Annotated in this window: 32 protein-coding genes and 1 pseudogene; 5 read left to right on the top strand and 28 right to left on the bottom strand. The window is 35.4% G+C overall.

What is annotated here, in order from left to right; all coding sequences use genetic code 11:
- The 5 genes from AC1DSK_RS13835 to AC1DSK_RS13855 all read right to left on the bottom strand — a co-directional run.
- A partial coding sequence (locus AC1DSK_RS13835) for a hypothetical protein (RefSeq protein WP_477598299.1) occupies nucleotides 1-250 on the bottom strand: 250 nt, incomplete at its 3' end.
- Between the two features lie 108 nt (nucleotides 251-358).
- Nucleotides 359-835 carry a hypothetical protein gene (locus AC1DSK_RS13840; RefSeq protein WP_477598301.1) on the bottom strand — a complete coding sequence of 159 codons (477 nt, stop codon included), beginning with the start codon at nucleotides 833-835 and terminating at the stop codon, nucleotides 359-361.
- 208 nt (nucleotides 836-1,043) lie between these two features.
- A complete protein-coding gene (locus tag AC1DSK_RS13845) occupies nucleotides 1,044-1,232 on the bottom strand; it encodes a hypothetical protein (RefSeq protein WP_477548123.1) in 189 nt (62 codons plus the stop codon).
- A 337-nt stretch (nucleotides 1,233-1,569) separates the two neighbouring features.
- The gene (locus AC1DSK_RS13850; protein ID WP_477548124.1) at nucleotides 1,570-2,034 is read right to left on the bottom strand and encodes a phage tail protein; all 465 of its coding nucleotides are present in this window, start codon (nucleotides 2,032-2,034) and stop codon (nucleotides 1,570-1,572) included.
- 22 nt (nucleotides 2,035-2,056) lie between these two features.
- Nucleotides 2,057-2,536, bottom strand: a complete 480-nt coding sequence (locus AC1DSK_RS13855; protein WP_477538657.1) for a GyrI-like domain-containing protein — start codon at nucleotides 2,534-2,536, stop codon at nucleotides 2,057-2,059.
- A gap of 110 nt (nucleotides 2,537-2,646) precedes the next feature.
- Between AC1DSK_RS13855 and AC1DSK_RS13860 the strand changes: the two genes are divergently transcribed.
- The 3 genes from AC1DSK_RS13860 (at nucleotide 2,647) to AC1DSK_RS13870 (ending at nucleotide 5,048) form a co-directional block, all read left to right on the top strand.
- Nucleotides 2,647-3,609: a helix-turn-helix transcriptional regulator gene (locus AC1DSK_RS13860; RefSeq protein WP_477548125.1), complete on the top strand. Its 963-nt coding sequence runs from the start codon at nucleotides 2,647-2,649 to the stop codon at nucleotides 3,607-3,609.
- Between the two features lie 310 nt (nucleotides 3,610-3,919).
- Nucleotides 3,920-4,741 (top strand): protein-glutamine gamma-glutamyltransferase, encoded by an 822-nt coding sequence (locus AC1DSK_RS13865; protein WP_477548126.1) that lies wholly within the window; start codon nucleotides 3,920-3,922, stop codon nucleotides 4,739-4,741.
- 52 nt (nucleotides 4,742-4,793) lie between these two features.
- Nucleotides 4,794-5,048 (top strand): Fic family protein, encoded by a 255-nt coding sequence (locus tag AC1DSK_RS13870; protein WP_477548185.1) that lies wholly within the window; start codon nucleotides 4,794-4,796, stop codon nucleotides 5,046-5,048.
- 507 nt (nucleotides 5,049-5,555) lie between these two features.
- Here AC1DSK_RS13870 and AC1DSK_RS13875 read toward each other — a convergent pair.
- From AC1DSK_RS13875 to AC1DSK_RS13905, 7 genes are all read right to left on the bottom strand, one after another.
- Nucleotides 5,556-6,293: a type II toxin-antitoxin system HicB family antitoxin gene (locus tag AC1DSK_RS13875; RefSeq protein ID WP_477548127.1), complete on the bottom strand. Its 738-nt coding sequence runs from the start codon at nucleotides 6,291-6,293 to the stop codon at nucleotides 5,556-5,558.
- A 78-nt stretch (nucleotides 6,294-6,371) separates the two neighbouring features.
- Entirely contained in the window at nucleotides 6,372-6,770 is a 399-nt protein-coding gene (locus AC1DSK_RS13880) for a DUF5071 domain-containing protein (protein WP_477548128.1), read from the bottom strand.
- A 189-nt stretch (nucleotides 6,771-6,959) separates the two neighbouring features.
- On the bottom strand, nucleotides 6,960-7,223 hold the full coding sequence (locus AC1DSK_RS13885) for a hypothetical protein (RefSeq protein ID WP_477548129.1): 264 nt from the start codon (nucleotides 7,221-7,223) through the stop codon (nucleotides 6,960-6,962).
- A 560-nt stretch (nucleotides 7,224-7,783) separates the two neighbouring features.
- Nucleotides 7,784-8,527, bottom strand: a complete 744-nt coding sequence (locus AC1DSK_RS13890) for a hypothetical protein (RefSeq protein ID WP_477548130.1) — start codon at nucleotides 8,525-8,527, stop codon at nucleotides 7,784-7,786.
- A gap of 81 nt (nucleotides 8,528-8,608) precedes the next feature.
- Nucleotides 8,609-9,310 (bottom strand): DUF2711 family protein, encoded by a 702-nt coding sequence (locus AC1DSK_RS13895; protein ID WP_477548131.1) that lies wholly within the window; start codon nucleotides 9,308-9,310, stop codon nucleotides 8,609-8,611.
- 595 nt (nucleotides 9,311-9,905) lie between these two features.
- Nucleotides 9,906-10,115, bottom strand: coding sequence for a hypothetical protein (locus tag AC1DSK_RS13900; protein ID WP_477548132.1), 210 nt, complete (start codon nucleotides 10,113-10,115; stop codon nucleotides 9,906-9,908).
- Complete coding sequence (locus tag AC1DSK_RS13905; protein ID WP_477548133.1) at nucleotides 10,116-10,439, bottom strand: PadR family transcriptional regulator; 324 nt, start codon at nucleotides 10,437-10,439, stop codon at nucleotides 10,116-10,118.
- Nucleotides 10,440-10,762: 323 nt separating this feature from the next.
- Between AC1DSK_RS13905 and AC1DSK_RS13910 the strand changes: the two genes are divergently transcribed.
- Nucleotides 10,763-11,188, top strand: a complete 426-nt coding sequence (locus tag AC1DSK_RS13910; RefSeq protein ID WP_477548134.1) for a ferritin-like domain-containing protein — start codon at nucleotides 10,763-10,765, stop codon at nucleotides 11,186-11,188.
- Between the two features lie 259 nt (nucleotides 11,189-11,447).
- On the opposite strand, the gene AC1DSK_RS13915 is transcribed toward AC1DSK_RS13910, so the two are convergent.
- The 13 genes and pseudogenes from AC1DSK_RS13915 to AC1DSK_RS13975 all read right to left on the bottom strand — a co-directional run bounded on the left by AC1DSK_RS13915 (nucleotide 11,448) and on the right by AC1DSK_RS13975 (nucleotide 22,260).
- The gene (locus AC1DSK_RS13915) at nucleotides 11,448-12,116 is read right to left on the bottom strand and encodes a phosphatase PAP2 family protein (RefSeq protein ID WP_477548135.1); all 669 of its coding nucleotides are present in this window, start codon (nucleotides 12,114-12,116) and stop codon (nucleotides 11,448-11,450) included.
- Between the two features lie 108 nt (nucleotides 12,117-12,224).
- Entirely contained in the window at nucleotides 12,225-13,511 is a 1,287-nt protein-coding gene (locus AC1DSK_RS13920) for a sensor histidine kinase (protein WP_477548136.1), read from the bottom strand.
- A 104-nt stretch (nucleotides 13,512-13,615) separates the two neighbouring features.
- Nucleotides 13,616-14,287: a response regulator transcription factor gene (locus AC1DSK_RS13925; protein ID WP_108587981.1), complete on the bottom strand. Its 672-nt coding sequence runs from the start codon at nucleotides 14,285-14,287 to the stop codon at nucleotides 13,616-13,618.
- 124 nt (nucleotides 14,288-14,411) lie between these two features.
- Nucleotides 14,412-14,552 carry a hypothetical protein gene (locus AC1DSK_RS13930; protein WP_477548137.1) on the bottom strand — a complete coding sequence of 47 codons (141 nt, stop codon included), beginning with the start codon at nucleotides 14,550-14,552 and terminating at the stop codon, nucleotides 14,412-14,414.
- Between the two features lie 128 nt (nucleotides 14,553-14,680).
- On the bottom strand, nucleotides 14,681-15,586 hold the full coding sequence (locus AC1DSK_RS13935; RefSeq protein ID WP_477548138.1) for a PepSY domain-containing protein: 906 nt from the start codon (nucleotides 15,584-15,586) through the stop codon (nucleotides 14,681-14,683).
- 198 nt (nucleotides 15,587-15,784) lie between these two features.
- A pseudogene (locus tag AC1DSK_RS13940) lies at nucleotides 15,785-16,097 on the bottom strand (COG4705 family protein); the annotation flags it as partial.
- A gap of 161 nt (nucleotides 16,098-16,258) precedes the next feature.
- Nucleotides 16,259-16,447, bottom strand: a complete 189-nt coding sequence (locus tag AC1DSK_RS13945) for a hypothetical protein (RefSeq protein ID WP_477548139.1) — start codon at nucleotides 16,445-16,447, stop codon at nucleotides 16,259-16,261.
- A 352-nt stretch (nucleotides 16,448-16,799) separates the two neighbouring features.
- Nucleotides 16,800-19,415 carry a phosphoenolpyruvate synthase gene (ppsA, locus tag AC1DSK_RS13950; RefSeq protein ID WP_477548140.1) on the bottom strand — a complete coding sequence of 872 codons (2,616 nt, stop codon included), beginning with the start codon at nucleotides 19,413-19,415 and terminating at the stop codon, nucleotides 16,800-16,802.
- Between the two features lie 114 nt (nucleotides 19,416-19,529).
- Entirely contained in the window at nucleotides 19,530-20,312 is a 783-nt protein-coding gene (locus AC1DSK_RS13955; RefSeq protein WP_477548141.1) for a putative protein N(5)-glutamine methyltransferase, read from the bottom strand.
- Nucleotides 20,313-20,608: 296 nt separating this feature from the next.
- Nucleotides 20,609-20,950 (bottom strand): hypothetical protein, encoded by a 342-nt coding sequence (locus tag AC1DSK_RS13960; protein ID WP_477548142.1) that lies wholly within the window; start codon nucleotides 20,948-20,950, stop codon nucleotides 20,609-20,611.
- Nucleotides 20,951-21,012: 62 nt separating this feature from the next.
- Complete coding sequence (locus AC1DSK_RS13965) at nucleotides 21,013-21,165, bottom strand: DUF3953 domain-containing protein (protein WP_477548186.1); 153 nt, start codon at nucleotides 21,163-21,165, stop codon at nucleotides 21,013-21,015.
- Nucleotides 21,166-21,364: 199 nt separating this feature from the next.
- Nucleotides 21,365-21,790 (bottom strand): hypothetical protein, encoded by a 426-nt coding sequence (locus AC1DSK_RS13970; protein WP_477548143.1) that lies wholly within the window; start codon nucleotides 21,788-21,790, stop codon nucleotides 21,365-21,367.
- Between the two features lie 257 nt (nucleotides 21,791-22,047).
- On the bottom strand, nucleotides 22,048-22,260 hold the full coding sequence (locus AC1DSK_RS13975) for a hypothetical protein (protein WP_016427977.1): 213 nt from the start codon (nucleotides 22,258-22,260) through the stop codon (nucleotides 22,048-22,050).
- Between the two features lie 1,077 nt (nucleotides 22,261-23,337).
- On the opposite strand from AC1DSK_RS13975, the gene AC1DSK_RS13980 reads away from it, so the two are divergent.
- Entirely contained in the window at nucleotides 23,338-24,216 is an 879-nt protein-coding gene (locus AC1DSK_RS13980) for a DMT family transporter (protein ID WP_477548144.1), read from the top strand.
- 209 nt (nucleotides 24,217-24,425) lie between these two features.
- On the opposite strand, the gene AC1DSK_RS13985 is transcribed toward AC1DSK_RS13980, so the two are convergent.
- The 3 genes from AC1DSK_RS13985 to AC1DSK_RS13995 all read right to left on the bottom strand — a co-directional run bounded on the left by AC1DSK_RS13985 (nucleotide 24,426) and on the right by AC1DSK_RS13995 (nucleotide 26,632).
- Nucleotides 24,426-25,130: an MraY family glycosyltransferase gene (locus tag AC1DSK_RS13985; protein WP_477548145.1), complete on the bottom strand. Its 705-nt coding sequence runs from the start codon at nucleotides 25,128-25,130 to the stop codon at nucleotides 24,426-24,428.
- Between the two features lie 688 nt (nucleotides 25,131-25,818).
- Nucleotides 25,819-26,304, bottom strand: a complete 486-nt coding sequence (locus AC1DSK_RS13990; RefSeq protein ID WP_477548146.1) for a hypothetical protein — start codon at nucleotides 26,302-26,304, stop codon at nucleotides 25,819-25,821.
- A gap of 163 nt (nucleotides 26,305-26,467) precedes the next feature.
- Nucleotides 26,468-26,632 (bottom strand): hypothetical protein, encoded by a 165-nt coding sequence (locus tag AC1DSK_RS13995; protein WP_477548147.1) that lies wholly within the window; start codon nucleotides 26,630-26,632, stop codon nucleotides 26,468-26,470.
- Between the last annotated feature and the right edge of the window lie 357 nt (nucleotides 26,633-26,989).

The following is a 26,989-nucleotide window of genomic DNA, read 5'->3' on the forward strand; positions in this document are numbered from 1 at the left end:
CCTTATAGTCCTCTCGCTTTTCCATTTCATAATTGACATTCTTTTCGTGGTTCGCTCTGTTTAATAACTTTGTAAAAGTCTTTATCGTAGAACTATCTTTAATAACTTTTCCTTCATTAAAATCATTTGTGCCTCTATCGAACTTTTGCACTTTAATGCCCTCAATATTTGAAAACCCATTAGAAAGTATTGCATAGCCACTACTGATTACGATCACTATTCCTATTAAAAGTAAAACCCATTTCTTCACCAAATCACCCCTTATAGTTTTTCTATGGTCACCGTTCTTGAACTATCCTGCTCCGTTAGTAGAATAAGAAAAAGACAGTTTAAGCAGCTCAGTGATCTTCAACTAGAGTCAAATCTCTTTTATCCTCAACAATCCTAAATAAATTGATAAAATCCCCAATAATAAAAGTGGTGAAATTATAGGTTGAGTTAAATTCCCAATAGGTAATGGTGTAATCAAAGTTAAAGCATAACTCAAAAGAAGGATTGCTAAAAATAAGCCAATATGAATTAGTAAAAAACGCTTAAACATGTTCTTATCTTTCCGATAGAAAACTAATACAATGCTAGCTACTATAATAAATAAAGCTAAGAACATTACTTCCGTAACCGATGTCCAAGTCCCTAAAAGGCTAATACTTTGAATATTTTCTTGGGTTAGGTTGATTTTCGATATCCAATAATCCGATTTATTTTGCCTATTACTTTCGAGCAAGATATAACACATATAAAATAAAAGCATTAGTGCAAGATAAAGATAAGTTATTAACTTATACTTCTTATGTAATACTTTGCCAACCTTCTGTCTCCAGCTGTGTTCCAACATACAGCCCTCTCTTCAATTACTGAACTTTTCAACATAAAAGAACTATTTCTATAAACTTCCATAAAATACCTCCTTATTAGGCTAACCTGCTCCGTTAGTTGAATAAGAAAAAGGCTTTACCCCTTATTGAAGTAAAGCCTCCGTTTGTTTAAGTACATTTCTTCACAAAAATGAACTACCTCCCTCTAAAACAATTGCCAAAAACTTACTAAATTTCACTAAACCACCACCCAATAAGAATGAGACTCGCTACCCCCCAAACTGTGGTTCCCACTATCCACCAAACTATGGATTGGGTAGTTTCACTTTTCTTACTTTCCATATTTCTTTTTATAAAAGCGAGAGCAACAAATCCGATTATAATTAAACCAACAGTTATCCAAAGTAATAAATCCACTTTCTATCCCCCTTTTTTGTGAATTACTTTCCTAAACTGCTAGGTAACTTAAGTACTTCCCTTCGCAATTTCTACTATATTTTAAACATAAATATCCAATTATCTTCGGAGAAAGTCTTCTCGTTGCTTTGGAATAAAGTTTGATTAAAAAGTAACGCGAAAACCCATATTTCACGATAAATTAAAAGAATCCACTTTAAAAAAAGATTGATCAAAATGGATTCTTTATCAGAAGATTTAAGTTTGGTTTTATAAAAAAGTTTGATCATTTTCTGTCTTTGTTGTTCCACAATCGCGCCCTTTAATAGAATAACAAGGACTTGCGCTTTTGCTTACTTTAATATTCTCCTTTAATTACAAAAAACGAGCCCCGAATTGTTCCAGCTAGTTTAGACTTCTGCCTAGCAAACTTAAACTTCTCTTCTAACTCCTTTGGTACCTCCATCCCCTCAGAAAGCTTAAAACCAACGGCCCGCTTCTTAGGGCCATCAACCGTATACATGACGTTGACCACAAGACCATCCTCATAAATGACGTAGGCAAATTTGATATTTTCCAGTTGAAAACGCGACGTTTCTAAAGGTTTTGCCGCAAACTCAATATCACGATCTTCTTTCAAAATTCGGTTCACATAATCAAGGGTCTCCTGGCTTTCGCTAGCTGGTACAACCGTAAATTCATGCTTGTATTTGTTCATAAAGTAACGGGCATCATTAGCACGTAAACCAGCAAGCGCCTCTACTACAGGTGAAGATTCTAAACCAACCGTAGACACATTTTTAAAATCAACGATATAGGACATTTCCATCTCTCCTTTTATCTTTTTATTTCCTAACAACAGGAATCCACATTTCACCAAAAACTAAGCCGTTTCGCTGCCCCATCTCAACCGTTGCATTTGGCCCACCAACATAGGCAAAATTCTTTGCTTCTGGCAAGACTTGACCGAAGGCAAGGCCAGCAAGCTTATTATTCAATTCATCAGCCGTCTTACCTTCCCCATTAACAACTAGGTATTCCCCTTTAGGAAATTGGATTACTCTGGCTTCTTCTGGTGCCGATGCCTCTGTCATTACGCCAGCATAATGCATCATCTTGTTATTCACCGCTTCGTTCACGGCAAAAACGTAGTCATTTGTGGCTATGGCTTTTAAAGTGTCAAGCCTTCCATCTTGGCTGAAGGCCTGCCAAAAGTCTGACTTTTCCTTGTTTATGCCAGCAAAGTCTGTGTAATCGCTCTTAAGCTCAGTTCCAAAACCTAAAACGGTAAAGCTGTCTTTTTCTTCTAGGGTATAATCTGCCATATTCAAAACCTTCCTCTTCTTTAAATTAATCAAATGAATTATCTTCATCATTTGATAGGTTTATGATAACCTTAAATCATGTCAAAAAATGGTACTGTTTAGGAGTCCCGATGAAAAAAGTTGAACGGATTAATATCATCATGCGGTATATCAACAACCGCGCCCACTTTACAATTTCTGAAATCATGCGAGAATTTAACATCTCTCGTTCGACAGCTATTAGAGATATCAGAGAAATTGAGGCCATGGGGATGCCACTTGTCGCTGAAGTTGGAAGGGATGGGGGTTATTTTGTCATGCACAACTCTGTCCTGCCCGCTGTTCGCTTTACCGATAATGAGGTCAGAGCTCTTTTTATTGCCTTTATGGCCACAAGAAATCAACAACTCCCCTATCTAAAGAGTCGTCAGTCTTTAGCTGAAAAATTACTAGGCCTCATCTCAGAAAACCAACAAAATGACCTTGTTCTTTTAAATCAAATCTTGCTTTTTGAAGGGACCAACCCCAATAATCCCGACCTACTTGATCTTTCAGACCTCCCACATCCCATGTTAGAAAGACTCATCCAAATCCTTCTTTTGGATAACTATTTATTGATTACCATTAAAGAAGAGAAGGTAACAAAGTCTTATCCAATTTATCTCTTGCACCTTTATCATGAAAACAGCCTTTGGCTGATTGAAGGCTTTGACTTAAAGGAAGAAAAGAAGCAGATTTTTCCTGTCGAGCATCTCACCAATATCAAACCCTACCCAACGAAAAAAAGATTAAGTAAGAAAAAGATTTTAGAAAAACTAAGTAAGCAGGAAGAAGTAATCAACCTTGTCCTTGAACTTGGTCCAAAAGCGATTGCCCAGTTCAAAAAATACCATCCTTTAAAAGTTTCAATTTCCTATACGAATCCTTACCAAACCACAGCCATTCTAAAGACTTTTATCAATGTTAATAAGCCCGAAGAATTGACCGAAATAACAAATTGGCTACTTTTCCTAGGTGGGGATATCAAGGTCAGGGAAGTGCCAGAAGAAGTCTTAGAAGTTTTACAAGAGAGATTATGCTTATACTGCCCATAAGATGTATCAATTAAGGAAACAGCGTTATTGAATGGTGAGTTTTTTGACATCGAAGCAAAGAGACGATTGTTGGAAAACCTTACTATTGTCTTTAGTTGAATAAGTAGTAAATCAATTTAGTTTTTTCACCAGTTCGGATATGAACTCCACCATTCTTCCGCTTCTTCTAAAGAATTATAAATACGAGTCCTATTAATAGGCGAACTTCCACCTATTTTTGTTTTGTTTGTGATAACTACACATTAAAACGATTCTTGAATATGCTAGGTAAGAATGTAAATTAATACTCGAACTTGGAAAGAGGTATATTATGATTCAACTATCGGGGATGCCCTTTCAACAAAGTGACATGTGGTCGTCTGGTAGTATTGAAAGTATGATCATTCAACGGATGATTAAAGATACAGTCGTTTACTCGTATCAATTCATAGGTGAATTATCGTTTGAGCTTAAGTTACGAAAAAATATCATATTAAGTGCAAGAGCCATGAATCAAAGCAATGTGCAGTTTGAAACACTTGAAAATTCCCGTTGTAATCCTCAATACTGGCATTTGACGCGTACCGGCGGATTCCTGCTGCGGCATGGAGTAAAACCATCAGACGCGATTCAAGATATCTACATGAACAGTTCACAATATGCTTTTGAATGTGCTACGGCAATGGTCATTATCTATTACCATGCGGTCCTAAACTCTATGGGAGAATCCTTATTTAATCAATTATTTCAAAACAACATCTATTTATACAGCTGGCAATATGATTCTGAACTCCAAATAAAACCGTATTTTACAGGCCATTTTTTGCCTGGAGATGTCGTATATTTTGAAAATCCGGACTTCGACCCGAAAACCCCTTACTGGAGAGGGGAGAATGCCGTTGTTTTAGGAGATGGTACGTATTTTGGTCATGGGTTAGGAATAATGACAGCTGAACAAATGATTCATGCTCTGAATCAAACCAGAATGCCAGGGGCAAATCAATCAGCCTATCTGACAAATGTAGTTGCAAGACCATCTTTTAACCATTTGGCGAAACTTTCGATGTCGCAACCAGGTTATTTGATTCATAAATACCAACATATCGTCCATCATAACGAAAGTTCGATTCCAATTGATCGATACATGTTCTAATCGTAATCGCATCGTTCCCTGAGCCATATCATGAATAAAAAATACAATAACAATTGTCACATTTCAAAAAAGTTATCTTCATGCCGAGTTTGTGAAAATCCATCCGTTCGTTGACCGAAACGGACGCACTTCCAGGTTGCTTATGAACTATGAATTGATGAAAGCTGGCTTCCCACCGGCTGTCATCAAAGCATCTGAACGTGCTCGTTATTATGATGCCTTGGATCATGCACATACGACTGGTGACGGTGAATCATTTATTCAACTGGTCAGTGATTCGGTAAGTGAAAGTTTAGTTCTTTGGTAAAGTGTTATTTAATAAAGAGACGGAAAAGGTGAGATCTTTTTCCGTCTCTTTTAATGATATTTAATAAGGACCTAATGAAAGGTCCTTTTGTTGTGTTCATATTCAAGCGTTCATCTAAAACCAACTCAACACTGTAGCAGTTAAACCACTAATTACCATAACAACTGCTAACAAAATATACCTCGAGAAATTCTTCTCCCATTTTTGTACAAAGTTCTCTTGCTTATTTTTTGCTTTATCAAATTCTTTCTTGAACTTAAATAGTTGTATTAGTAAATAAATACCTAAACAAATTGCGATTAGACCAAAAAACACTCTTAACAATCCCATAACCTTTTTTCACCATCATTTCCGCGATGAGTCCATCATATGTACAATTAATTTAAAAAAGTTGCATTTAGCATTGGCAAATTATCCTTTGTTCTCTTTTTAACTATGTTTAATTAGAATACTTAACAGAATTCCGGAAAATCTACGGTTACACTACTCAATTAAAGGTAACTGGAATTAGTTATCTACATTAGAGGTGATTTCATTTTTCATTAAAGCAGCTTCATTTTCAATAATCTCTCCATTTTTTAATTTTTTATCAATTAAGTCAATAAGAGCTTTATTAAAATTCGCTTCAGATTCTAATCGATCTTTTTCCCTCTCCAACCACTCAATAGAAGTACGACGTTTTAAAATTACATTTTCAACAAAGTGATTAAATTTCTCCTGTGCTTCGGAATGTAAATGAACAGAAAATAGGATTATATTATATGGCCACTCGTGATTTTTTTTATAAGAGGAATCAAAAAAAAGGGTTTTCTCGTCCTCTGAATAATCATCGAAGTATATATCCCACTCTCCCTGGTCATTTTTATACCCAATTGCCTCTATAACCTCATCTTCATTGTCTTCAAGGTAATAGCTAATATGCCAATGGCGCCCTTTCAAATGCTCCTTTATTTCTTCAGAATCAAGACTAGTAGCGGTTTCTATATCAATTATTTCCATCCCTTCTAGTAGGTCTTTGCTTTGAATAGGTAATGGCTTAGGAAGGTCTTCATTGTCATATAAGATTCCAGCTAAAGAAAAGGCAAGTTGCTTTTGGGCTTCTTTTATCGCTTCGAGTCTGGTTGTTCCCACTGCTAATGGATATTCCCAACCATCTTCAGGAAATAGATTTGGAAAATATATACCAAAATCCCCTTCTTCGTGTTGTTTAATACATGCTTGATAGACTAGTTTTTTGTATCCCATTCTTACAATGTCCCCTTCTCCATAAGTATTTTTCGAGTTTTAATACAATTTCTATGTGAAAATAATATATTAGTAGATTCAGATTGTATCTAAAATCTCTTTAGCGATTTCATTAAGTTCTTCGTACAGTTCACTTTCTGTAGGTGCCTCGGCAACTCTGGTTAGATACTCTTTAAATTGCATTCTAGACTCTAAAGGCAAGTAGTTGACTAAATGAATTAATATAAAATACTTCCAACTATCATCATCTGATGATGTTAATACATCTTGCACATGGGGAACAATTTCTTTTGGAAAGGTCAATAGTAGTTCCAATACGCCTCGTGCCACTGGCCAATTCATATCTTGGATCCATTCGAGAAGACCAGGCAACAAAGGTAATACTTGAGCTCTATCCATTTTTTTAATCATTTCAACTCTTTCATCATCAGTTTTATGTCGTGGCAGAATATCTTTAAAGCTTCCCAGATGTATCACTCCATTTCAATTGTCAGCATGACGCTAATATCTGTTGAGTCAACCATTATTCCAGAGCTTAATCACTGATTATATCTGCTTGAATTCTTATAGCTAAATAGTCCACCCTCTTCATAATCATTGTCCGAAGATGAGCATGCAAAGTAAAAGTAAAATGAGTTTAGTAGCTTGTTAGCCCCAGTATGAATATTAGAACTGTAAGACAATAAACAGAACGCCTATTCCAAAGCTTGAAAGATAGACCCAACTTTTTTCTTTATGCAAATAAGTTTCTAATCCTTCGATAATGAAACTCACTCCTACTAAAATGAATGATAGACGAACATAAAAGCTTTCAAAATTATTGATGATCCCCATTAACAGAACAAATCCGATTAGCATTACCATCAGGACATTAATGAATATAAAAGGTTTTGTGCTTTTATATTTTCTTTTCTCAAAAAACAATCCCATTTAAAAATACATCCTTAAAATTTTTTCAATCTATATCTCCAAGCTATCCCTTTGATAGATTAGAGATAGTATTAAACTCAATATTATCAGAATGGACCATTGCCATCTCTGGTAATAATATTCAGGTGTTAACCAAGGCTATTGTTTTAGCTAAAACAATACCCGAAGAGTAAAATGACGAATAATGTTCACTCCCCTTCCTAGGGTCATTTTCCATAAGTGAAGAAACAGGCAAGAGGTTCAAAGTTGAACCGAAATGTATATTTGCTTTGAGAGTAAAGGAAATTCAATAGGTTTTTGTCGAAACATTTTGGTTTAGATAGTGGTCAACAAGTCTTCGCAAACCCATATTTCACGACAGACAAAAAGAAGCAATTTTGAAAAAAGATTGATCAAAATGGCTTCTTAATTTGTTATTAGTTATTTCGTTTTTTATAAAAAAGTTTGAGCATTTTTTAGTGGTCCTTATTCAACTAAAGCACACGTTAGTTGAATAAGAACTTCAACTAAAACGACCTTTTGTTAATAAAATACCTGAAGTTGAATTGACGGGCTTTAAGCTAATAGTTGTATCTAAAAGTATAGTATTTTCTACTCCCGTCTCTCTTCATAATGGTAGTTTTATAATCCACATCACTACTATTTTTTTCTTCTAAAAGAGAGTCCATTGTTTGTTCGCTGATATTGTAGTGCCTTTTATTAAGAAAGCCTACACTTCTAATTGTTGGATGTTGTATTATTGGCGATAAATCGCCATCAATTACATTTGTATCAACGAATCGAAAATCAATTAACTTAGGGAAATGATTTAAAAAAGATAAATTTTCAAGATTGCCGCAAGAATTTAGGCGAAGAACACGAAGGTTTTTAAGAGAAAATAACTCTTCGGAAGGTACAAATTTCTTTGAATGATTGATATCCAAATGTTCTATGGTATCAGCTATTTTTGATAAACCGCAATCTTCTTCTAATTTTGTGCAATAATGTAGCTCTAAACGTTTTATTTTAGTTAGATTTTCTATACCAACAAAACTCTGTATATTAGACCAATTTAGTTCTAAGTAGAGTAGATTTTTAGGAATTTCAACAAAATTGCCTAACTTACTTTTTTTATAATGCCGTAAGATTAGATATTCAATGTCATTGAGTGTCATTTCCTTTAATTTCTCTTCTTTTAAATTTAGGTCCAGTAATAGATTTTCTGGAATATCATCAAACCAAATGGTATTATTCTTCCAGTTATCCATAATAACGCCCCTTATATTCAACACTATTTCTTTTATATTAACATTTTTCTTACTCAACTAACCTGCCCCGTTAGTTCAATAAGAAAAGAGCTGCTTAAGCAGTCCGATCTTCAACTAAAGCACCCGTTAGTTCAATAACTAATTATGGACACTCCAATAAATTTCCGTGTTTTCACTACAGTAAAACCCTTCCAAATTACACGATTTAACTATTCTATTTACGGTGCCTTTATCTGAACATAACATTGAAAAGTGACTATCCCAGTGTGTAGTTATCAAGATTTTATTATCGTTGGTAAATAGGTTTATATGTTCGTTTCGAAATGCATTATTATCGGCAATTAAGTCATCTATATACTCCAATTTTCTTTCAGTACTAAATTCGTCTCCGCACCATATCCATTCGTGACCTTCTCTTATTATTTGCTGAAGTATAACGTTCATTAAAAACTCAGGAAAGAATCCCTCAGTTGGAGGAACAATTCTTTTTTCCACACAAACCGATTCAATTACCTTTGCAACATCTTTATTTGCGAATTTTGGTTTTAAACCTGATATTAGCGTTCTTAGTCCTATGTCTAGTCGCCGGAAACTATCAATGCCAGTTATTTTCAAAATCTGTTCCCAAGTGATCGCTTCACAATTTTCTATAATGTCATTTTTAGTTGGGTATGTACTTGGTTTAAATAATTGATATTCTAGTGTTTTTGGTTTTATAAATGGATGAAAAAAAATAAATATTTCTTCGAATACACCATCGTAATATTCTTTAATAGGCTTATCTGATGGGGGACAAACTGCGTATCTATGTGGTTCTGGTAATATTCTTGTCTTTGTCATTAAAATACACCCTTTACTTCTTTAGTTTCTTATTGAACTAACCTGCCCCGTTAGCTCAATAAGGAGCGTACTAATAACTGGGAAGGTTAATTAGAGAGGAAAAAGATCAACTCGCGTCTTTAACCGAGCCTTTCGGAAGTGAGTTTATGAAGCATGCATGCTGGGTTGAAATAACCCCCGCATTAGGAGGTAATCGCACCCTGATTTTTTTGTATTAGAAACACATATTTTACTAGCGTTTTTATAATTATCTAGAGAATGTGATGCTCAGATACGCGACAATTAATATTAGCTATTTACTTCCTTTATCTCATAACTTTTGCCTTTCTTAATCGATCACTAATTAATAAGTTCAACATAAAGAAAATGAAAATAAGAACAAACGATGCAGCAGCGATAATCAATATTGTTTCGTCCTTTAAATTTGAAAAACGGTAAAAATAATCAGGTATGAACAATAACGTTGGTATCCAAATGGCTGACAAAGTCTTACCCCAAAAGGCTAACAAGATAAAAACTGCCACACAAATTACTATAATGCCCACGGTTGCTATAGGGCTAGCTTTGTAGAAAGGTTCTACTAGAAAGGTACTTCCTAACAAAAGAAGGATGAATAATGCAGTAATATATAAGCTTCAGGAGTACCCTCGATTATTTCATCTATACTCTTTCCACGCTTTTCAGATTCAATTAAATGATCACGCAACTCTTCTGTTACTTCTTTCACTTCATTTTTATTTTTTCCTGAAGTGAGTAAGTACATTCGAAGGTTATCAATGAAATTCACACTTTTTGTTGTTAGCATTTATTCCACTCCTTTGTTTATGTCATTATCAAATAAAGCATGCACTGCCTGAGAAAGTTCTTTCCACCTTGCTTGGTAATTAGCTAGTTCATCTAGCCCTGCTTCGGTGATTGTATAGTATTTTCGGTTCGGTCCATTTGGTGAAGCTTTCATTACTGATGTGACCAAATTTTCTTTCTGCATCCTCATTAAAACAGGATAAATACTCCCTTCACTGACCATATTGAAACCAAAATCTTCTAATTTCTCGATCATTTCATATCCATACGTCTCTCCGCGTTTGATAATCGCCAACAAACAACCTTCCAAGATTCCTTTCAACATTTGGGTGGACGTAGCCAATAAACTCACTGCCTTTCATTAAATGATGCAAAGAAAATAAGTAACTTGTAATACACAATAGCTAACAAAAAGTAATAATTCAACTGCTTTGCATTACAAGATAGCAGTTTATTGCTTCTTGGTGGATTAACGCATTCGTTCTGCCGCGAAAGGTAGCCAAATGTTCAACTAAAGCACCCGTTAGTTGAATACGAACCTATTCTTCTATTTCACATTTTGTTCGTATTGTGTCTAGTTTTTTCAATAACATCGGACAAGATTCCCTTTCTTACATACTTGAATACACTATCAATGGAGGTGAAAAAATGAATCAGAACTCCATGCAGCATTCTTCTAATAGAGAAATCATCAACGATCTTTCGAAAGCTATTAACGGAGAATATCAAGCTATCTATTGCTATGAAATATTAGCTAATCAAGCTCACATCCCTGAGATTAAAAATAGAATACTCGAAATCCGAAATGATGAAATCAGACACTATCAAAACTTTGCTCAGATTTATATTTCATTAACCGGGAATCAACCAACACCTCAAATCACTAAACAATGCTCCCGAGATTATAAAAGTGGAGTATTAGCTGCATTTATCGACGAACAAGAAACTGTAGATCTTTATCATGAGATTGCTAGAAAATACAATAATGAACTTATAAGAAATGCATTTACTCAGGCTTCTGCTGATGAGCAGAACCATGCCGTTTGGTTTTTGTATTTCATGAATCATCATTAATTTAATTTTAGCCGGCTTTCAGGTCGGTTTTTTTGCGTCAACTTTTGTTCGTAAAGCACTTTATGAAACAAAGAAAAACGGACGAAATACGATACATATCAACTAATTATATTAAACATGCAAAAGACCTTCTCGGGACACTTTGAGAAGGTCTTTTTGGTTGGGAATTTTCAGGTTAAGCGTTGTAAGAAAGGCAACATCCGAGTTTTCGAAAAGTGAAGTCTTATGAAAAACGTACGACATAGATAAAAGACATTGCTTATTTTTCAACTTTGAGATTATGTTTTCGTTCATATAGCCTTTCTTTGTAAAACTGATATAGCCAAATGCTAATTATTAACCAAAAACCTCCAACAAAATATCCACCAATCACATCACTCGGATAATGAACGCCTAAATAAACTCGACTAATACCAATTACTAAAATCATCAGAACGCTTAAAATTACTACAATAGTTCGTCCCCATTTGGTGGGAATATGTCGCCATAGAATAAATGAGAGGATACCATAGATAGCTATTGCATTCGTGGAATGCCCACTAGGAAAACTATACCCCGTAATTTCAATGAGTCGATGCAGGTCTGGACGTGCTCTATGAAAAATAAGTTTTAACGTGATAAAAAGGATATTCGCGCCTACAACCACGCCTAAAAATAAAAGTAATTCTGATCTGAGTTTAAACACAAAATAGAAAATTAACATGATTACAACCGCCAACACTATGATGGCTGTAATAGACCCAAGGAAAGTGAAAAACCTCATGATTGTCGTCAAAAAAGGGGTCTCTAATCCTTGAATTGAGTTGATAACTATATCATCAAATTTAATCACTTTTTGACCATGAACCAAAATAGCCATTACCCCAAAACCGATAAAGGAAAATAAGCCGATGATTAAAAAGATCGAAAGTTTAATTTTTTTATCCATGCATGAAACACATCATTTCGAAATAATAGTAAAAAATATCCAACTACACTCTTCAATATGGAAGAATTTTTTTGGTATTTTCCGAGAATAAAATCATTACAATTTGAATCATTTTGGATTGGGAAAAGTAAGTGTAACCGATGTTCCTTTTCCTACCTCACTTTCAATTCTCATACTTCCCATGTATGTATCCATGATTTTTTGAGCAATGGAAAGTCCAATCCCGTAACCACCTTTTTTACGATTTCGTGATTTTTCAACGCGATAAAATCGGTTCGTGACAAATGGGATTTCTTCTTTAGATATTCCTATTCCAAAATCTTGCACAATTATCTCAGTTTCGAGATCTTTTGACTGATAGTGAATTACAAGCTTACTTTTGAAGTCAGAGTATTTAATCGCATTATCGATTAATATGGTAACGACTTGTTCTAAATGGCTTTCTGTCATCGCAATCGGTGCTTTATCTGCTAAGAATAGATTAAAATCAACATCAGGATGAGTCAGTCTAAAATCATTTATTACTTTTTCAATCACAAGTTTCGGCTCAATTTGTGTAATGTTTGAATCATTCGTTGTTTCAGAATCAAGCCTTGAAAGGTCTAACAATTCTTTGACTAACTTATTCATTCTTTCAACTTCTCGTAATGAGGAAGTTAATGATTTATTGAGAACTTCAGTATTATTCTTCCCCCACCGATCCAACATCATAAGGTTTCCCTGTAATACAGATAGTGGTGTTCTCAGTTCGTGAGAAGCATCCTCCACAAATTGTCTCTGTTGATTGAAAGACTCTTCTAATTGGTCCATTAGCTCATTAAAATGGACTGCAAGTTGGGCAATTTCATCTTGATTTTGATGAACCATTACCCTCTCTTCCAATCCATATTTCTTTATCCTCGTTAAGGTATATGAAATATCCTGAATGGGTTTTAAAAATTGTTTTGACAGGAATAACGCACCTAATAAACTTAAAAAAATGGCGCCAATGCCTGTTAAAAACATCATCATTCCAAATTGTTCTAACAAATCATCAAAAATTTCTAGATTTTTCACGATTTCGATTGTCCCAACAAAATTCGTTCCTACTAGAGGTTTTCTGAAAACGAGGAGCCTATCATCACCAATCTTTTGTAATTCAATCTGTTCATTTTGAACAGTTTTTTCGGTTACGAATAATTCCTCCTCTTGACTTACTGCAACAACGCTTCTTCCATATCGATCATATATTCGTATCGTTTCTGATTTTTCATTGATAGATTCTAAAAAAGATTCACTCTCTTTAATCGTACTTATCGATAAGTTTTGATTATCTTGCTCCGAGAAATACTCTTGAGTAGCATCCATCTTTCTCTCAATCGATTGCTCTTCGTATCGAACCATCCAACTATTCATTACGAAGTACTGCAATAAATTATAAGATAGAAATAAACCCATCATTAAGAGAGTCGACCATAAAACAAGTTTCCATTTGAGTTTTAACTTCGTCTTGAACTTCATTATTTCATCACATACCCTACCCCGCGAACGGATTGGATGTAGTTTTCATCTTCGATACTAATTTTGTTACGTAAGTACCTAACATATACATCAACCACATTCGTTTCAATAAATGTCTCATATCCCCAAATTTTTTCTAAAATGATTTCACGTGTTAAAACTCGATTGACATTTTGCATAAACATCAAGAGAAGTTCATACTCCCTTTTTGTCAATGTAACCTCTTTGCTTCTATTCTTTACAGTTCGAGAGATGGTGTCGACTTCAATCTCCTTGAACTTTAAATGTTTGGCGATGCTTTCTTCATGCTTCTCCTGCCTCCGAAAAATCACACGCATTCTGGCCAAGAGTTCTTCAATAGAAAAAGGCTTTGAAACGTAATCATCTGCACCCACATCTAAACCCATGACTCGGTCCATAACGCTATCTCTGGCAGTTAACATAATGACCGGTGTATCTTTTACCACTCTTAACCTACGGCATATTTCAATTCCATTTAAATGTGGAAGCATTAGGTCGAGTAAAATTAAATCAAACTCTTGATTCATCGCTGCGTCTAGGCCTTCTCTCCCATCATCGACAACTTTGACATCAAAACCTTCATGTTTGAGTTCTAACTCTAAAAATTCAGAGATACTTTCTTCGTCTTCAATTAACAATATTTTCTTCAATATGAACCCTCCAAGAAATCAGGTTATGTCTATGATCGAACAACAGTGAGCCATACAATTTTGTTCGATATCAATCTATTTCACTTAACACTTAACTTCGCCATTTGAAGGCTTAAATAACCAATTAACTTGCAAATGGTCGTGGTCTCATCTGCCCATTTATTCCTAAAAGACCATAAACATCATCTTTTTTATATGCTAATTTAAGTGGTTCATCGCAACTAACCGGTTTCGTGCTCATTTGTACATCCTTTTGTTTAATCACAACGCCCCTCTTATTTCTAATTCGTACCTGAATAAATTAAAATCAATAATAACAATTGGCAAGAAAAAAGGAATAGATGAAATAAACTCATCTATTCCTTTGAACTATTTATCGATTTATTTTTGATGTTAGTCATTCTCGACTTCATCATCATTATCTTCTTCTTCGTCAGCAACTTTAATGATTTTGCCTGAAGACGCATCTACTTTGACACCCTTGATAATCCCTGCAGACTTTTTAACTTCAACGTCATACACAACGACGCCATCTTCGTCTTCTAGTTCAGAATCTTTTACTGTACCGGGAACTTCTTTTAAAGCAATGGCTTCTGCTTCTTTACTTGATAATGAAGCGCTCTTTTGAAGATCTTGGATGTTGTCATCATTTTCTTCTCCGTCTTCTTCATCATCGCCTTCATCGTTATTTTCATTTTCAACTTTGAAAATATCACCATTTTCAGCATTTACTTTGACATCTTTCACTCCTGAAGTTGTCTGAACTTCAAAACCATACACAACGACGCCATCTTCGTCTTCTAGTTCAGAATCTTTTACTGTACCTGGAACTTCTTTTAAAGCAATGGCTTCTGCTTCTTTACTTGATAATGAAGCTCTTTTTTGAAGATTTTTGATGTTGTCATCATTTTCTTCACCGTCTCCTTCATCATCGCCTTCATCGTTGTCATCATTTTCAACTTTGAAAATGTCACCATTTTTTGCATTTACTTTGACTTCTTTTACATCACCTGAAGTTGTTTGCACTTCAAATCCATAAACAAGGACACCATCTTCTTCTTCCAGTTCAGACTCTTTCACTGTTCCGGGAACTTCTTTTAAAGCAATGGCTTCTGCTTCTTTACTAGAAATTTTTGCGATTTTTTGCAATTGTGCACTGTTCTCTTTATCTTGATGTTCTTCTTGATTGGTGTTACTTGTATTGTTTTTGGCAAACGCAGGCATCATATGGCTTGTACCTACGACTGCTCCTCCCACTAAAGTGAAAGCCAATGCTGGAATGATTAATTTCTTTCTCATAACAGAATTCCTCCTAAAATGTAGTGTGAAACGATCTTACAATCCTTATTGTGACAGACGTGTATGAAAAGACAGCTGACTTTTTTTAAGAAATTAGTGAATGTTAAGTGAGATAATTCTCATTTTTATTTCCCTGCTGAATTATCTAAGATTAACAAAGATGTTACGTTTCATTCATATTCTTAACTTCAGCACGTTCTACCCCTCAGTTAAGACTTTATCTGGATCGTCTCTTCTCGTTACGGTCAGATAGATGACTAAGCTCAGATGAAAATTACACTGGTCCACACAGTACCCAGTCAAGGCCCCCCTCTTGGTGAGACTGTGACAAATAATCCCCTAGAGGTCGAGTCAAGATGTAAGCAATACAGAATGCCAACACTGCATTAAGCTTGAAGCGATAGTAGGCAATGGTCACTACCCCGATCAGTGCAGCAAACATAAGTGCTGAAATCCAGTAACCCAAATTAAGACCCTCTGCTACCAGATCACCGGCTGCAGTACCTAACGCGACGATCCAAGCTTAGGCGCTGAACTTTTTAATAAATCAAATGAGCTGCGTCTACTTTAGTATTGTCTTTTTTGGACTGTCTGAGATTTTAATTTTCATGGGATTGCAATAAGTTCAACAAAAAAAGCGTTAATCCTTCTTGGATCAACGCATGCGTTACTTTAAGAAACATCAATTTTCCTAAGTTCCATAATCCCGCCGATGAGACCAATAAACCCACCAACTGTAAATGTTATAGGAACAAATAATTCATTTGAATTTGGGAACTCAACTATTAAACGATACAATCCAAAAACGAATAATATAATGCAACCTACTAAACCTATAATCACTCTTACATACTTATTCATTGCAGACACCTCCTGATGTAGCTTTAAATAAAGTTTGATTAAAAATATCGTGTTAACCCGTATTCTACGGTAAATAAAAAGAATCCATTTTGAAAAAAGATTGATCAAAATGGATTCTATCTAGCAGATTTAAGATTGGTTTTTATAAAAATTTTCTACCTGTGTTGCTCTACAATTGCGCCATTTAACAGAAGACTCGATTTCAAGATAATCTGAACAGACATTAATATCGATCTTCAGTTACTGCCCCCTTTTATGTCCTAGTGACAGGGTTCTTAACACCGCAAAGCACCATGATGTCAATGATTCTCCTAATTCGAATGCTCTTCTTTTATGATTTAAATGTAATGAATTATAGTATTTCTAAATAACCTTCTGTTCCATTTACTCGAATACGTTGCCCATCTTTTATCAGATTGGTAGCATTTTCCACACCAACAATTGCTGGTAAGCCATATTCACGTGCGATAACTGCTCCATGGGTCATCAGTCCACCAACTTCGGTCACTAGGCCTTTTATGGATACAAACAATGGTGTCCAGCTAGGGTCAGTAAAGGAGGTGACTAATATATCTCCATCTTCTAGATCAGCATCTTCCATGTTTAAGATGACACGTGCTCGTCCCTCTATAACTCCGGAAGAAACAGGTAGACCTACAATAGCTTCGGCTGGGAGATTTTCTCGTTTGTACTCACCTACAATGATTTCACCATCAGACTTAATAACACGTGGTGGAGTTAGTTTTTCATATAATTTGTACTCGTCTTTTCGTTCGCTGATGATCTGGTAATCTAGTTTATTTGTGCGTACGACTTCGTGAAGTTCTTCAATAGTAAGATGGTATATATCTTCTTTTTCATGAATAACGATGGCTTGTACGAGTTGTTCGGCTTCTTTCAGTAAAGCCTGCTTATAAACGAAGTAGCGATTAACCATGCCGTATTTTGGATATTCCCGATAACCGATGAAATTCCGGATTAGGTCGATCATTCGTTTTGTTTCTTTGGCTTTTTGTTCACCATCCGGTAATTGCTTCAATCGATCTAATAACTCTTGTTCTTTATTCAAAGCTTCCTGTCGCCCTTGCTCAAATTTCCGATTGCTAGCATTAGGCTCAAAGTTTTTGATGTTATTGAGAATCATGGGGACAAGTGTAGTTGGTTTTTCGCTCCAACGAGTTTTAGTAATATCGATTTCTCCGGTACATCGCATTCCGTATTTGCTGAGATAATCATAGATAGCGTCTTGGGTTTCCTGTCCACCATCAAACTTAACCAGTTCATCCAAAAAGGTATCATCTTTTACATGTTGTAAATAATCAATTACTTCTGGATAAGGACGAATCACATCTGCGACATCCAATAGCGCCAGGCCCATTTCTGAAGTAATGTTGTTTGGTACAGATTGAGAAAGCGTATCTGCTACGTTTTTTTCACCTAACCACTTGTTCATATTTGCATTAATCCATGATGAAGCATCCATAGCAGCCATAATCACACCCAAACTTTGTGGGTCAAATAAAATCTTCTTTAATTGCTGGATATCTTCTAGAATAAAATCAAATAAATCTGATCCTGATTTCGTTTGGATGATTTGTTTTAACTCTTCTATCGATGTTTGACTACTCTTAATCAAATCAGAAACAATTGTCGGATCGTTTTCGATTTGTGCTTGAAAACCCGCAGACGACATACCTTTATTGCTTTTACTTGGACTCAGTTCTTTTTTATCATTTGGTAACGATTTTATAAAATCTCCTCGCTCTATTATGGTAATAAGTGCATCTTTTATGAGCGGATCGGATTGTCCCAGGGTATCTAATAAAGTTTCTCTGCTAACAGGTGAAGCTAGATTATGTGTGATATCAACAAACAACCTTCCACCAGCTTTAAACCTTGGTCCAAAAGATGTTAACTTGAATATAGACATTCCCAATGGTTTCAAGGGGGCGGTCATCATTTGTTGATGACCGACAGATACGTAAACGTGATTTTCTTGATCATTTGCTTCAGGGATCGGGTATAAAGTAGTGATTGGCCGACTCTGGACAATATAAAATGTATCATCAACCAGACACCATTCGATATCTTGTGGGCAACCAAAATAAGCTTCAATCTGTCTTCCTATTCGTGCTAGTTGTAAAATTTGTTGTTCAGTAAGTGTTTGAGTCTTTTGCTGATCGGGATCGATCTGCTGGGTCTCTGTTCCGCCTTCTTTTAGTCCATAGATAGCCAATTTTTTGGTTGCTATCATCTTATCGATGATTTTATCTTCTTGCACCTTATAGCAATCCGCAGATACCAAGCCAGAGACAAGTGCCTCACCCAGCCCAAAACTGGCATCGATTGATAGCAACTTCCGATTGGAAGTAACGGGATCTGCAGTAAATAAAATTCCAGAAGCCTGTGGGAATACCATCTGTTGGACAACAACGGATAAATACACTTGGTTGTGGTCAAAACCGTTTTGCATGCGGTAAACCACTGCACGATCAGTAAAAAGGGAAGCCCAGCATTTTCGGATGTGCGACAAAATGGCTTCTTTACCGGTGATATTTAAATAGGTGTCATGCTGGCCGGCAAAAGAGGCATATGGCAAATCTTCAGCCGTGGCACTGGAACGCACGGCATAAGCTTGCTCATAGCCAAAAGTTAAGAGATATCGATCGATGTCTACTTCGATCTCCTTCTCGATTTCGATTCCCTCAATCAGCTCACGAATCTTCTTGCTAATCTCACTAATTCTTTCCCGTTCGTCCACTTTTAGAACGGCCAATTGATCCAGTAGTTGATGAAGCTTCTCATTTTTTCCAATGACTCTTTTATATGCCTCTGTGGTAACACAAAATCCCTTTGGTACAAGTATCCCTTCAATCCTCGAACATTCTCCCAAATTCATCCCTTTGCCGCCGACCACCGTTTGTTTCGTTTTATCGATCTCACGAAACTCTAGTACATATCGTTTCATTTCTTTCCCTCCCGTTTATCGCTCAATACCAAGACGAATCATATGACAAAAATTGTTCATCTGATCAACTAATTACGCTGTCCACTCGTTCTTGCTCCTGGCGAAGTTCCATGTTCATAGGTTGGGCCTGGTTCCAATGACGACTGTAGCGTCAAGTTCGTCGTAATATGCCACCTGTGTAATTAGCCCGTTTTGAGCAAAAATCTCAACGGTCAACAGTACCTGTCGCTGGCTAGTCTCAACCACCAGATGACCGCCCAGTGCAAGCCAGAGTGTTGCCTCAGCAGCCACTCGCCGCTGGACGTCAAGCCCGTCCGCACCCCCGTCGAGTGCCAACCGCGCCTCATGTATGCGGGCCTCCTGGGGTAACAGCACGATCGCTTCGGTAGGGACGTAGGGTGCGTTTGCGACCAGGACGTTGACACGGCCCCGTAATGTGGGTGGCAGCGGCTCATAGAGGTCTCCTTCATACACGTACCCCCCGACGGAAGTTACGTTTCGGCGGGCGCACCGCACCGCGTCTGGATCAATGTCGGCGGCGTACAACTTGATTCCTTCCATAGCTATGGCCAGCGCTAAGCCCACCGCGCCTGTGCCGCAGCACAGGTCAACTACAATGGCGCCTTGTGTTACGAGAGCTGTTGCTTTGCGGACTAAAAACTCAGTGCGACGGCGGGGTACGAAGACTCCCGGATCCACCGCTATCCGGATACCGCAGAACTCAGCCCACCCTAAGACGTATTCAAGGGGCAAGCCGTTTATTCGTTGTTCCACCATGGTGGCAAATTCGGCCGGCGTCCGTGCCTCAGAGAAAAATAACCGTGCCTCATCTTCTGCGAATACACAACCGGCTGTCCGAAGCCTGGTTATTATACTTATTTTTGTTTCGTCTTCCATATAAAAATTAATTTGCTCTTCTATTAATATCACCTAATCTTGATAATTTTTAGTATTATTTGTAATTCGTTAAAAATAGAAGAAATCCTTCTGAAACTAACCAAGCTTTTCATAATACCACTCTACTTTTTCGATTAGTATGTTAGAAGCAAGTTATTGTTATTCATGGTCTTTTTGCTCTGATGTAGATCTTTGAGGTGAGAACTTCATTTCTTCCATAAGAAAAAGCCACCTGTAAAGGCGGCAGCAAGTTTCAACTAAAGTTCCCGTTAGTTGAAGTAGAAATACTAAATAGTTTACTTCCCACAAAAGTCATCAATGCTTGAGTGAATATAATATCCAGACACAATGGATTTCCCACCGGTGAACAAGTCGAAAGATTCTTTCATTCCATCAATGTTTTCAAGGGTAGCTCGATGTTCGAAATCGAATTCCATTTCTTCTGTACTCTCTCTTCTTGAACCGTTAATTTCCCTAATTACTTTATTAATGGTTTTTTGCTCATCAATCTCAATCGTTTTACCACTTGTACATTCAATTGTGAGTTTAATCATTTCATCTTCTATTAAGGGTTCGCTGTAATGACTACAAGCAGCCAAGAGACAGAGACAAAAACAAAAGAGTAATCCTTTTTTCATTAATTCACCTCATACAATTTGTTGATTCTGATTTACATTTCTTATTGAACTATCCTGCCTCGTTAGTTCAATAAGAAACCCTGTATGGAAACAAAGAAAATAAATAAAGAAACAATAATGCACATATACCCTTCAAATCTCTTTCTGTCTTTCTGAAGTTCGGATAATCCTGATACCAACATAAACGCACCTAAGAACAACATCATAAATGGCATCAACTCAAAGTTTCTACTTATTAAACTATAACTGGATAAAGCAATAACAATTATTCCTAATATAATTCTTATTATTTTCACCAATATTATCCTCCCAAAAATTATTTTATCTTATCATATAAAGTATTCATTTGGGTGGAATGAAGAGAACGCTTATTCAACTAATCTACCCCGTTAGTTGAACAACAAACTGTAATATTTATTTAACAGAATTAGCCATTTTTAAAAAATCGTTAAGTGTATAGTTTTTCTTCTCTCCCTTGTGAGGAGGTATCATTAAACCGATGTCCACATTCTCTTCACTATCGTGCCACGAAATTACTTTAGCATCTCCTTGATCATCCCATTGAGCGTCTATTCCATTACTTAACTTCACTGTTTCCTGAGCGGCAAACGTATCGAATGCTTCGGTGAAAAGGTTGGATACATGTAGTACATCTTTCTCACCAATAAATACAATATCGATTAACATAGGTCCTTCACCTCTTATATTGGTCGGCAAGGGAGTTATCTGTACACTTTCAACTTTAAACGGAATAGTGGTATATGTGGGTATTTTTATTTTATTTAAGATATCTTCGGGGATTTCCTCTTGGTTTGTCTCCAGTTCCGGATTACGAGTCATTAACTCCTTCCAGTTACTTTCCTTTGATTCTTCTTCTGTTTTTGAACATCCAATTAACAAAGTGACGAGTATTAAACAACTAAAAAACATAACTAACTTATTTTTAATAGAAACATCCTTTCATTTAAATATTAGAGTACATCCTTATTGGACTAACCTGCCCCGTTAGTTGAAGAAGAAAAGGGCTGACAATCAGCCCGATGATCATTAACTAATACACCCGTTAGTCGAATAAGAAATGAGGAATTATTCAAACATTATTTTTTACACTCAAAAGAATATTCACTTGTGAAATTATTATGGATTTCTAATATGACTTCTCCACCAATTTCATAGCAGCGAGTACTAGCTAAATTTATTTCTGAAGTATTGAAATAACTAGATGAAATCGTTAAAAAAGCGAATCCAAATAAAGCTAAAACTAAAATCAATAACCCACCTGTAAAATGCCTATTTTTAAATACAGTCATTTTCAGAACACCCCTTATTTAAATTAAACAAAACTTTCCATTTACTTAATACGTTTGAAACGTAAGTTACAATTTCAAGAAAATTTCCATATGAAATTAACAAAAGTCCATTTCTGCTTATTGAAGTACCTGCCCCTTTAGTTTAAAAAGAAAAATGCTTTACTCCTTCTTGAAGTAAAGCATACGTTACTTTAACAAACCCTATCTTGTAAAAAGCCAAATTAAAACAAGAACAATAGCGATTATAGCCCAAATAATCGTTTGTCTTTTTTTTTTCATTTACAAAACCTCCCCTTGAAAGTTTTATACCTTTTTCCACTAAGCTGCCCTGTTAGTTGTACAAGAAAATAGGCGTCAACTCAACTCTGCGTTCAGAATTAAAACACCTTATCAAATTTGAATTAAGATTTTTTACACTATCGGTAAATTAGTATAACTACACCTAAAAGTATTAGACCTAATGGCAAAAGAATAAAACTTGAACCAAGTAATGCAGAAAAAATTTCTAATAGCACACTATATTTCGAACTTGATGTCTCAAATTCACTCATATTTGCAGATTCACTTTGGTACCAAACCATAAAAAGGACAATCCCAATTCCAACAATAATTAACGAAACTCCAATTAAAAATATCATTATTTTCTCCCGCTTTGTTTCTTTATTTATAAAATTATTCTCCCTTATTGAATACGCCTCATTAAGCTTATCTTCCCCGTTGTTCAATATGAACAGAGTTGCTTACCAACCCGATTATCTTTAACTAACGCATCCGTTAGTTGAATAAGAGATTATTCTTTAATTTAGATTGTTTCTAAAACTTCTTTTGCGATTTCATCATATTCTTCTGCGAGTTTATTTTGTGTGGGTGTTTCGGCCAAATACTTAATTTTCTCTGCTATAATAATACACATATATTTGAAGTTAGATTTGAACAGAGGTGAATCAATATGTATTGGACTCCATTATTTGAAAACGATGTACCAGTAGTACTCTTCTGCTCTTAATGGAGTGAAGGTGACTACATCTCTCCGTTAGGTGCATTTTCTACCTAAACAAAAGACGGAGGGTACAAAAAATGAAAAACAACACCTTATTAGGTTCATTATATTTAGTTTTAGCATCCAGTATTTGGGGCGGTATGTACGTTGTTGTTAAAGTTGTGGTATCTGTCATACCTCCACTCGAACTTGTGTGGATGCGATATTTAGTTGCAATTGTTGCACTTCTCGTTATCGGCTTCTTAACACGACAAAACTGGCGAATTGAGAAACGTTATTTCTTATTAATCGTAGCTATTGGGGTCATTGGTAATGCGATTTCAATTGTTGCTCAGGAAACTGGTACAATGCTATCCACAGCACAAATGGGAGCCATTATAACTTCTTCAACACCAGCATTTATGGTTATTTTTGCTCGCTTAATCCTTAAAGAACGTTTGACTTTAAAAAAGGGAATATCCGTTTGTTTAGCAACAATTGGAGTACTACTCATTGTTGGGATTGGTAATATGAGTATGTCCAGTACACTTGGTGGTATTTGGCTTCTTATTGCTGCTTTAACATGGGCCCTCATGTCTGTCCTTGTAAAAAAGTTGCCGAGTGATTATTCACAAATTGTGGTAACGACCTATTCTATATTGGTTGCCCTAATTGTATTGACCCCTTTCGTTTTGCCGCGGTTACACGAAATTAATATCTCTGAATTGACTCACCCGACTATTTGGGGAGGACTTTTGTATTTGGGTGTTATCTCAACAGCAGTTGGATTTTTACTTTGGAATCGTGGATTGCAAATGCTTAACGCCTCAAATGGCGGGTTATTTTTCTTCTTTCAGCCCGTGGTTGGAACATTACTTGGATGGCTTATTTTAGGCGAGAACATTGGTGTAACGTTTTGGATAGGATCTATCCTAATTCTCACTGGTGTTTTATTCGTTATTAACGAGAAAAATTAGTATTACAAAACCCCTTCAAGCTTATTTGAAGGGGTTTTGCATGTTAGAAACTAATCTTCCTTATTGAACTAACCTGCCCAGTTAGTTCAATAAGAAAAAACGCAAAAAATGCTTTACTCTTTCTTGAAGTAAAGCATCAGTTTGTTGAAGATGGGCTTTAGTTTTTTGATGATAAAGCCCCCTTAAGATTTGGTAATCGAAATTATTTTCTATATAAAGCGATATCTACGAGACAATTGCGTGATAACCAAAATGACCGTTAACCCAACAACAAGATACCATAATATATAATAAGGAACTACAAACATTAATACGCTAAATAGAATAGCCATTAAAGAGCTAATTGTAATTGATTGTACAGACGTAAATTTATTTTGAATTAAATAATATAGAGCGAATGGTAGTGCTAACGTAAATATAGGAATATAAACTGTTTTAAGGGCTAGTGAAAGTACTGCAATTATAAAACCTATTAATGTAGTAAGTGTTCTACCTACAAATACTTTACCCGAATAATAGCCGTAAAGCAGAATCAACATAATCGTTAAACTGGCACAAATCCCCGTTATTGAAACAAATGAATATCCCATGATGAAAGCCAATATAGAAAGACAAATTAATGAAACACATGGTAACAGTAATATTAAATGATTTTGCACTTTTTCCATATTCATTACATTTGTAAAACCTACAATAAATAATAAAGAAAATGGAATCGTCAAATATCCTAATTCGATCTGATTACCATAAATTAGATTAAAATAACTAACATCAAGTTTACCAACCATTAATATTACAAGTGAAGCACTAATCTGACCAAGCAACTCCCAAGTTCTTGATAATTTAAAAATTTGCGTAAGTTTAGTTATAATGACAATTAAAACGATACCAATAAATAAAGATAAATATAACAAACCTTCCCCCCCAAAAATAAATCTTTAATACTGCTCCAGAGTTGAATATTCGGATACCGATAATATCTTAATTCAATTATACAGTATATGGGAAAAATAACCCGAATAATATGGTTATGCCACTTTAACTAACCTGCCCCGTTAGTTGAATGAAAAAGGCTTCACTCCTTATTGAAGTAAAGCACACGTTAGTTAATAAATCATTACTCTTTATCTTGATTAAAATTAAAGGAGTACCATCTTGTTCAACTAACCTGCTGCGTTAGTTGAAGTAGAAAAAGGCTCTACTCCTTATTGAAGTAAAGCCCCCGTTACTTTAATATCACTTTCCAAGATTTTTAGGATTCTCAACATATAAGCCTAACACATACCCACAATTCGAGCAGTAAAATGAGGATATTGGTGATGATTGACTTCTTGGATTGTTGTAGGAATACATATGAACTACTGCATTCCCTGACCGAATAATACCCTTTTCAATTTGACTGTTATTACATTTAGGACACTCTTTTTCTTCCATCTTTAAATCTCTCCATTCCAAAAAAATAGTAACCTTTTTGTTCTTCTATATTATTTACGAATTACCAATAATTTAGTTTCCTTTCCTTATTCAACTATCCTGCCCCGTTAGTTAGGCTTCACTCCTTATTGAAGTAAAGCATCCGTTAGTTGAACAAGAATGCAGTAGCTATTTTAACTTTTTCATCGAAACCGATTTATCTGGGAAGTGTAATAGTATATTTCCTCCTGATGACAAAATGACTTCAAATGATAATGTTGATTCGTTAATTGGTAATAATTCTTCATACAACCAGTCATCTATTTCACGATTGTAAATAGGTTTATCATTATCATAATTCAAGTGTTGAAATTGAAAGAACGAGACATTGTCAAAACTCAATATCCAAACATCGTCACTGGAAACAGTGAAGTGAATGTTTGAGTGAAGGAGACTTTTATGTTCAATTTCAATTTTTATAAATCTATAATCGTGAAACCCCCAAGAGTTAAAACGATTAAAAATATCTTGAGGTAATCTATCAGATAATGTATTGAATACCTCTTTGTATTTTTTTGCATTTTCCATCCATTGATTATCTAATTTATCCATTTCTTCATCATTCGTGCCATCCATATTTTGAGCTAAATGCAATTCATATAATAAAAATTTCATTTTTACAGTCCCTTTCTTTTCAGTGTTTCTTCAACTAACCTGCACCGTTAGTTAAAGAAGAAAAAGGCCTTACTCCTTATTGAAGTAAAGCACCCGTGAGTTGAAGAAGACTTATTTTAGAGTTGACACAAACTGTGACATGAAAAATGACGGGTTTCCCCGTCTAATTTAGCTTATCTAGTTTGTCAGAAATAGAACGTAGTATTTTGTTCTTTTCCTGCTGTATTTTTAAGAATTTAATCATAAACCAAATCACAAATACAACTGGGGCTATGTAAAACAAGATAGTTATGATTGGTAAAAAAGCCAAAACTGAATCCAAGCTCATTTATAAGCCTCCTCTATTTTTGGTAATTATATCATAATTAGGAATGTGTTTACGATTTATCAGGTAGTGAACAAAAAGGCTTCACTCCTTCTTGAAGTAAAGCACCCGTGAGTTGAAGAAGACTGATTAATTTAACGGTCTATATATATCTATATATTTCCCAGTGTAAGCATTCATAATAACAGTTGGTTCAGTACCGTTACATTAGCCACACATTAGTTCAACAACTCATGCAAATATAAACACCCCACCCTTTATATTAAAAATAGATTGATTGTTTATAAAAAGTTTGATCAAAATCCTGTATTAATTTATACAGGATTTGTTATTTAAAAAATTGGATTTAAGCAATAGGCT

This window comes from Paenisporosarcina sp. P4_B8 (genome assembly GCF_056402175.1).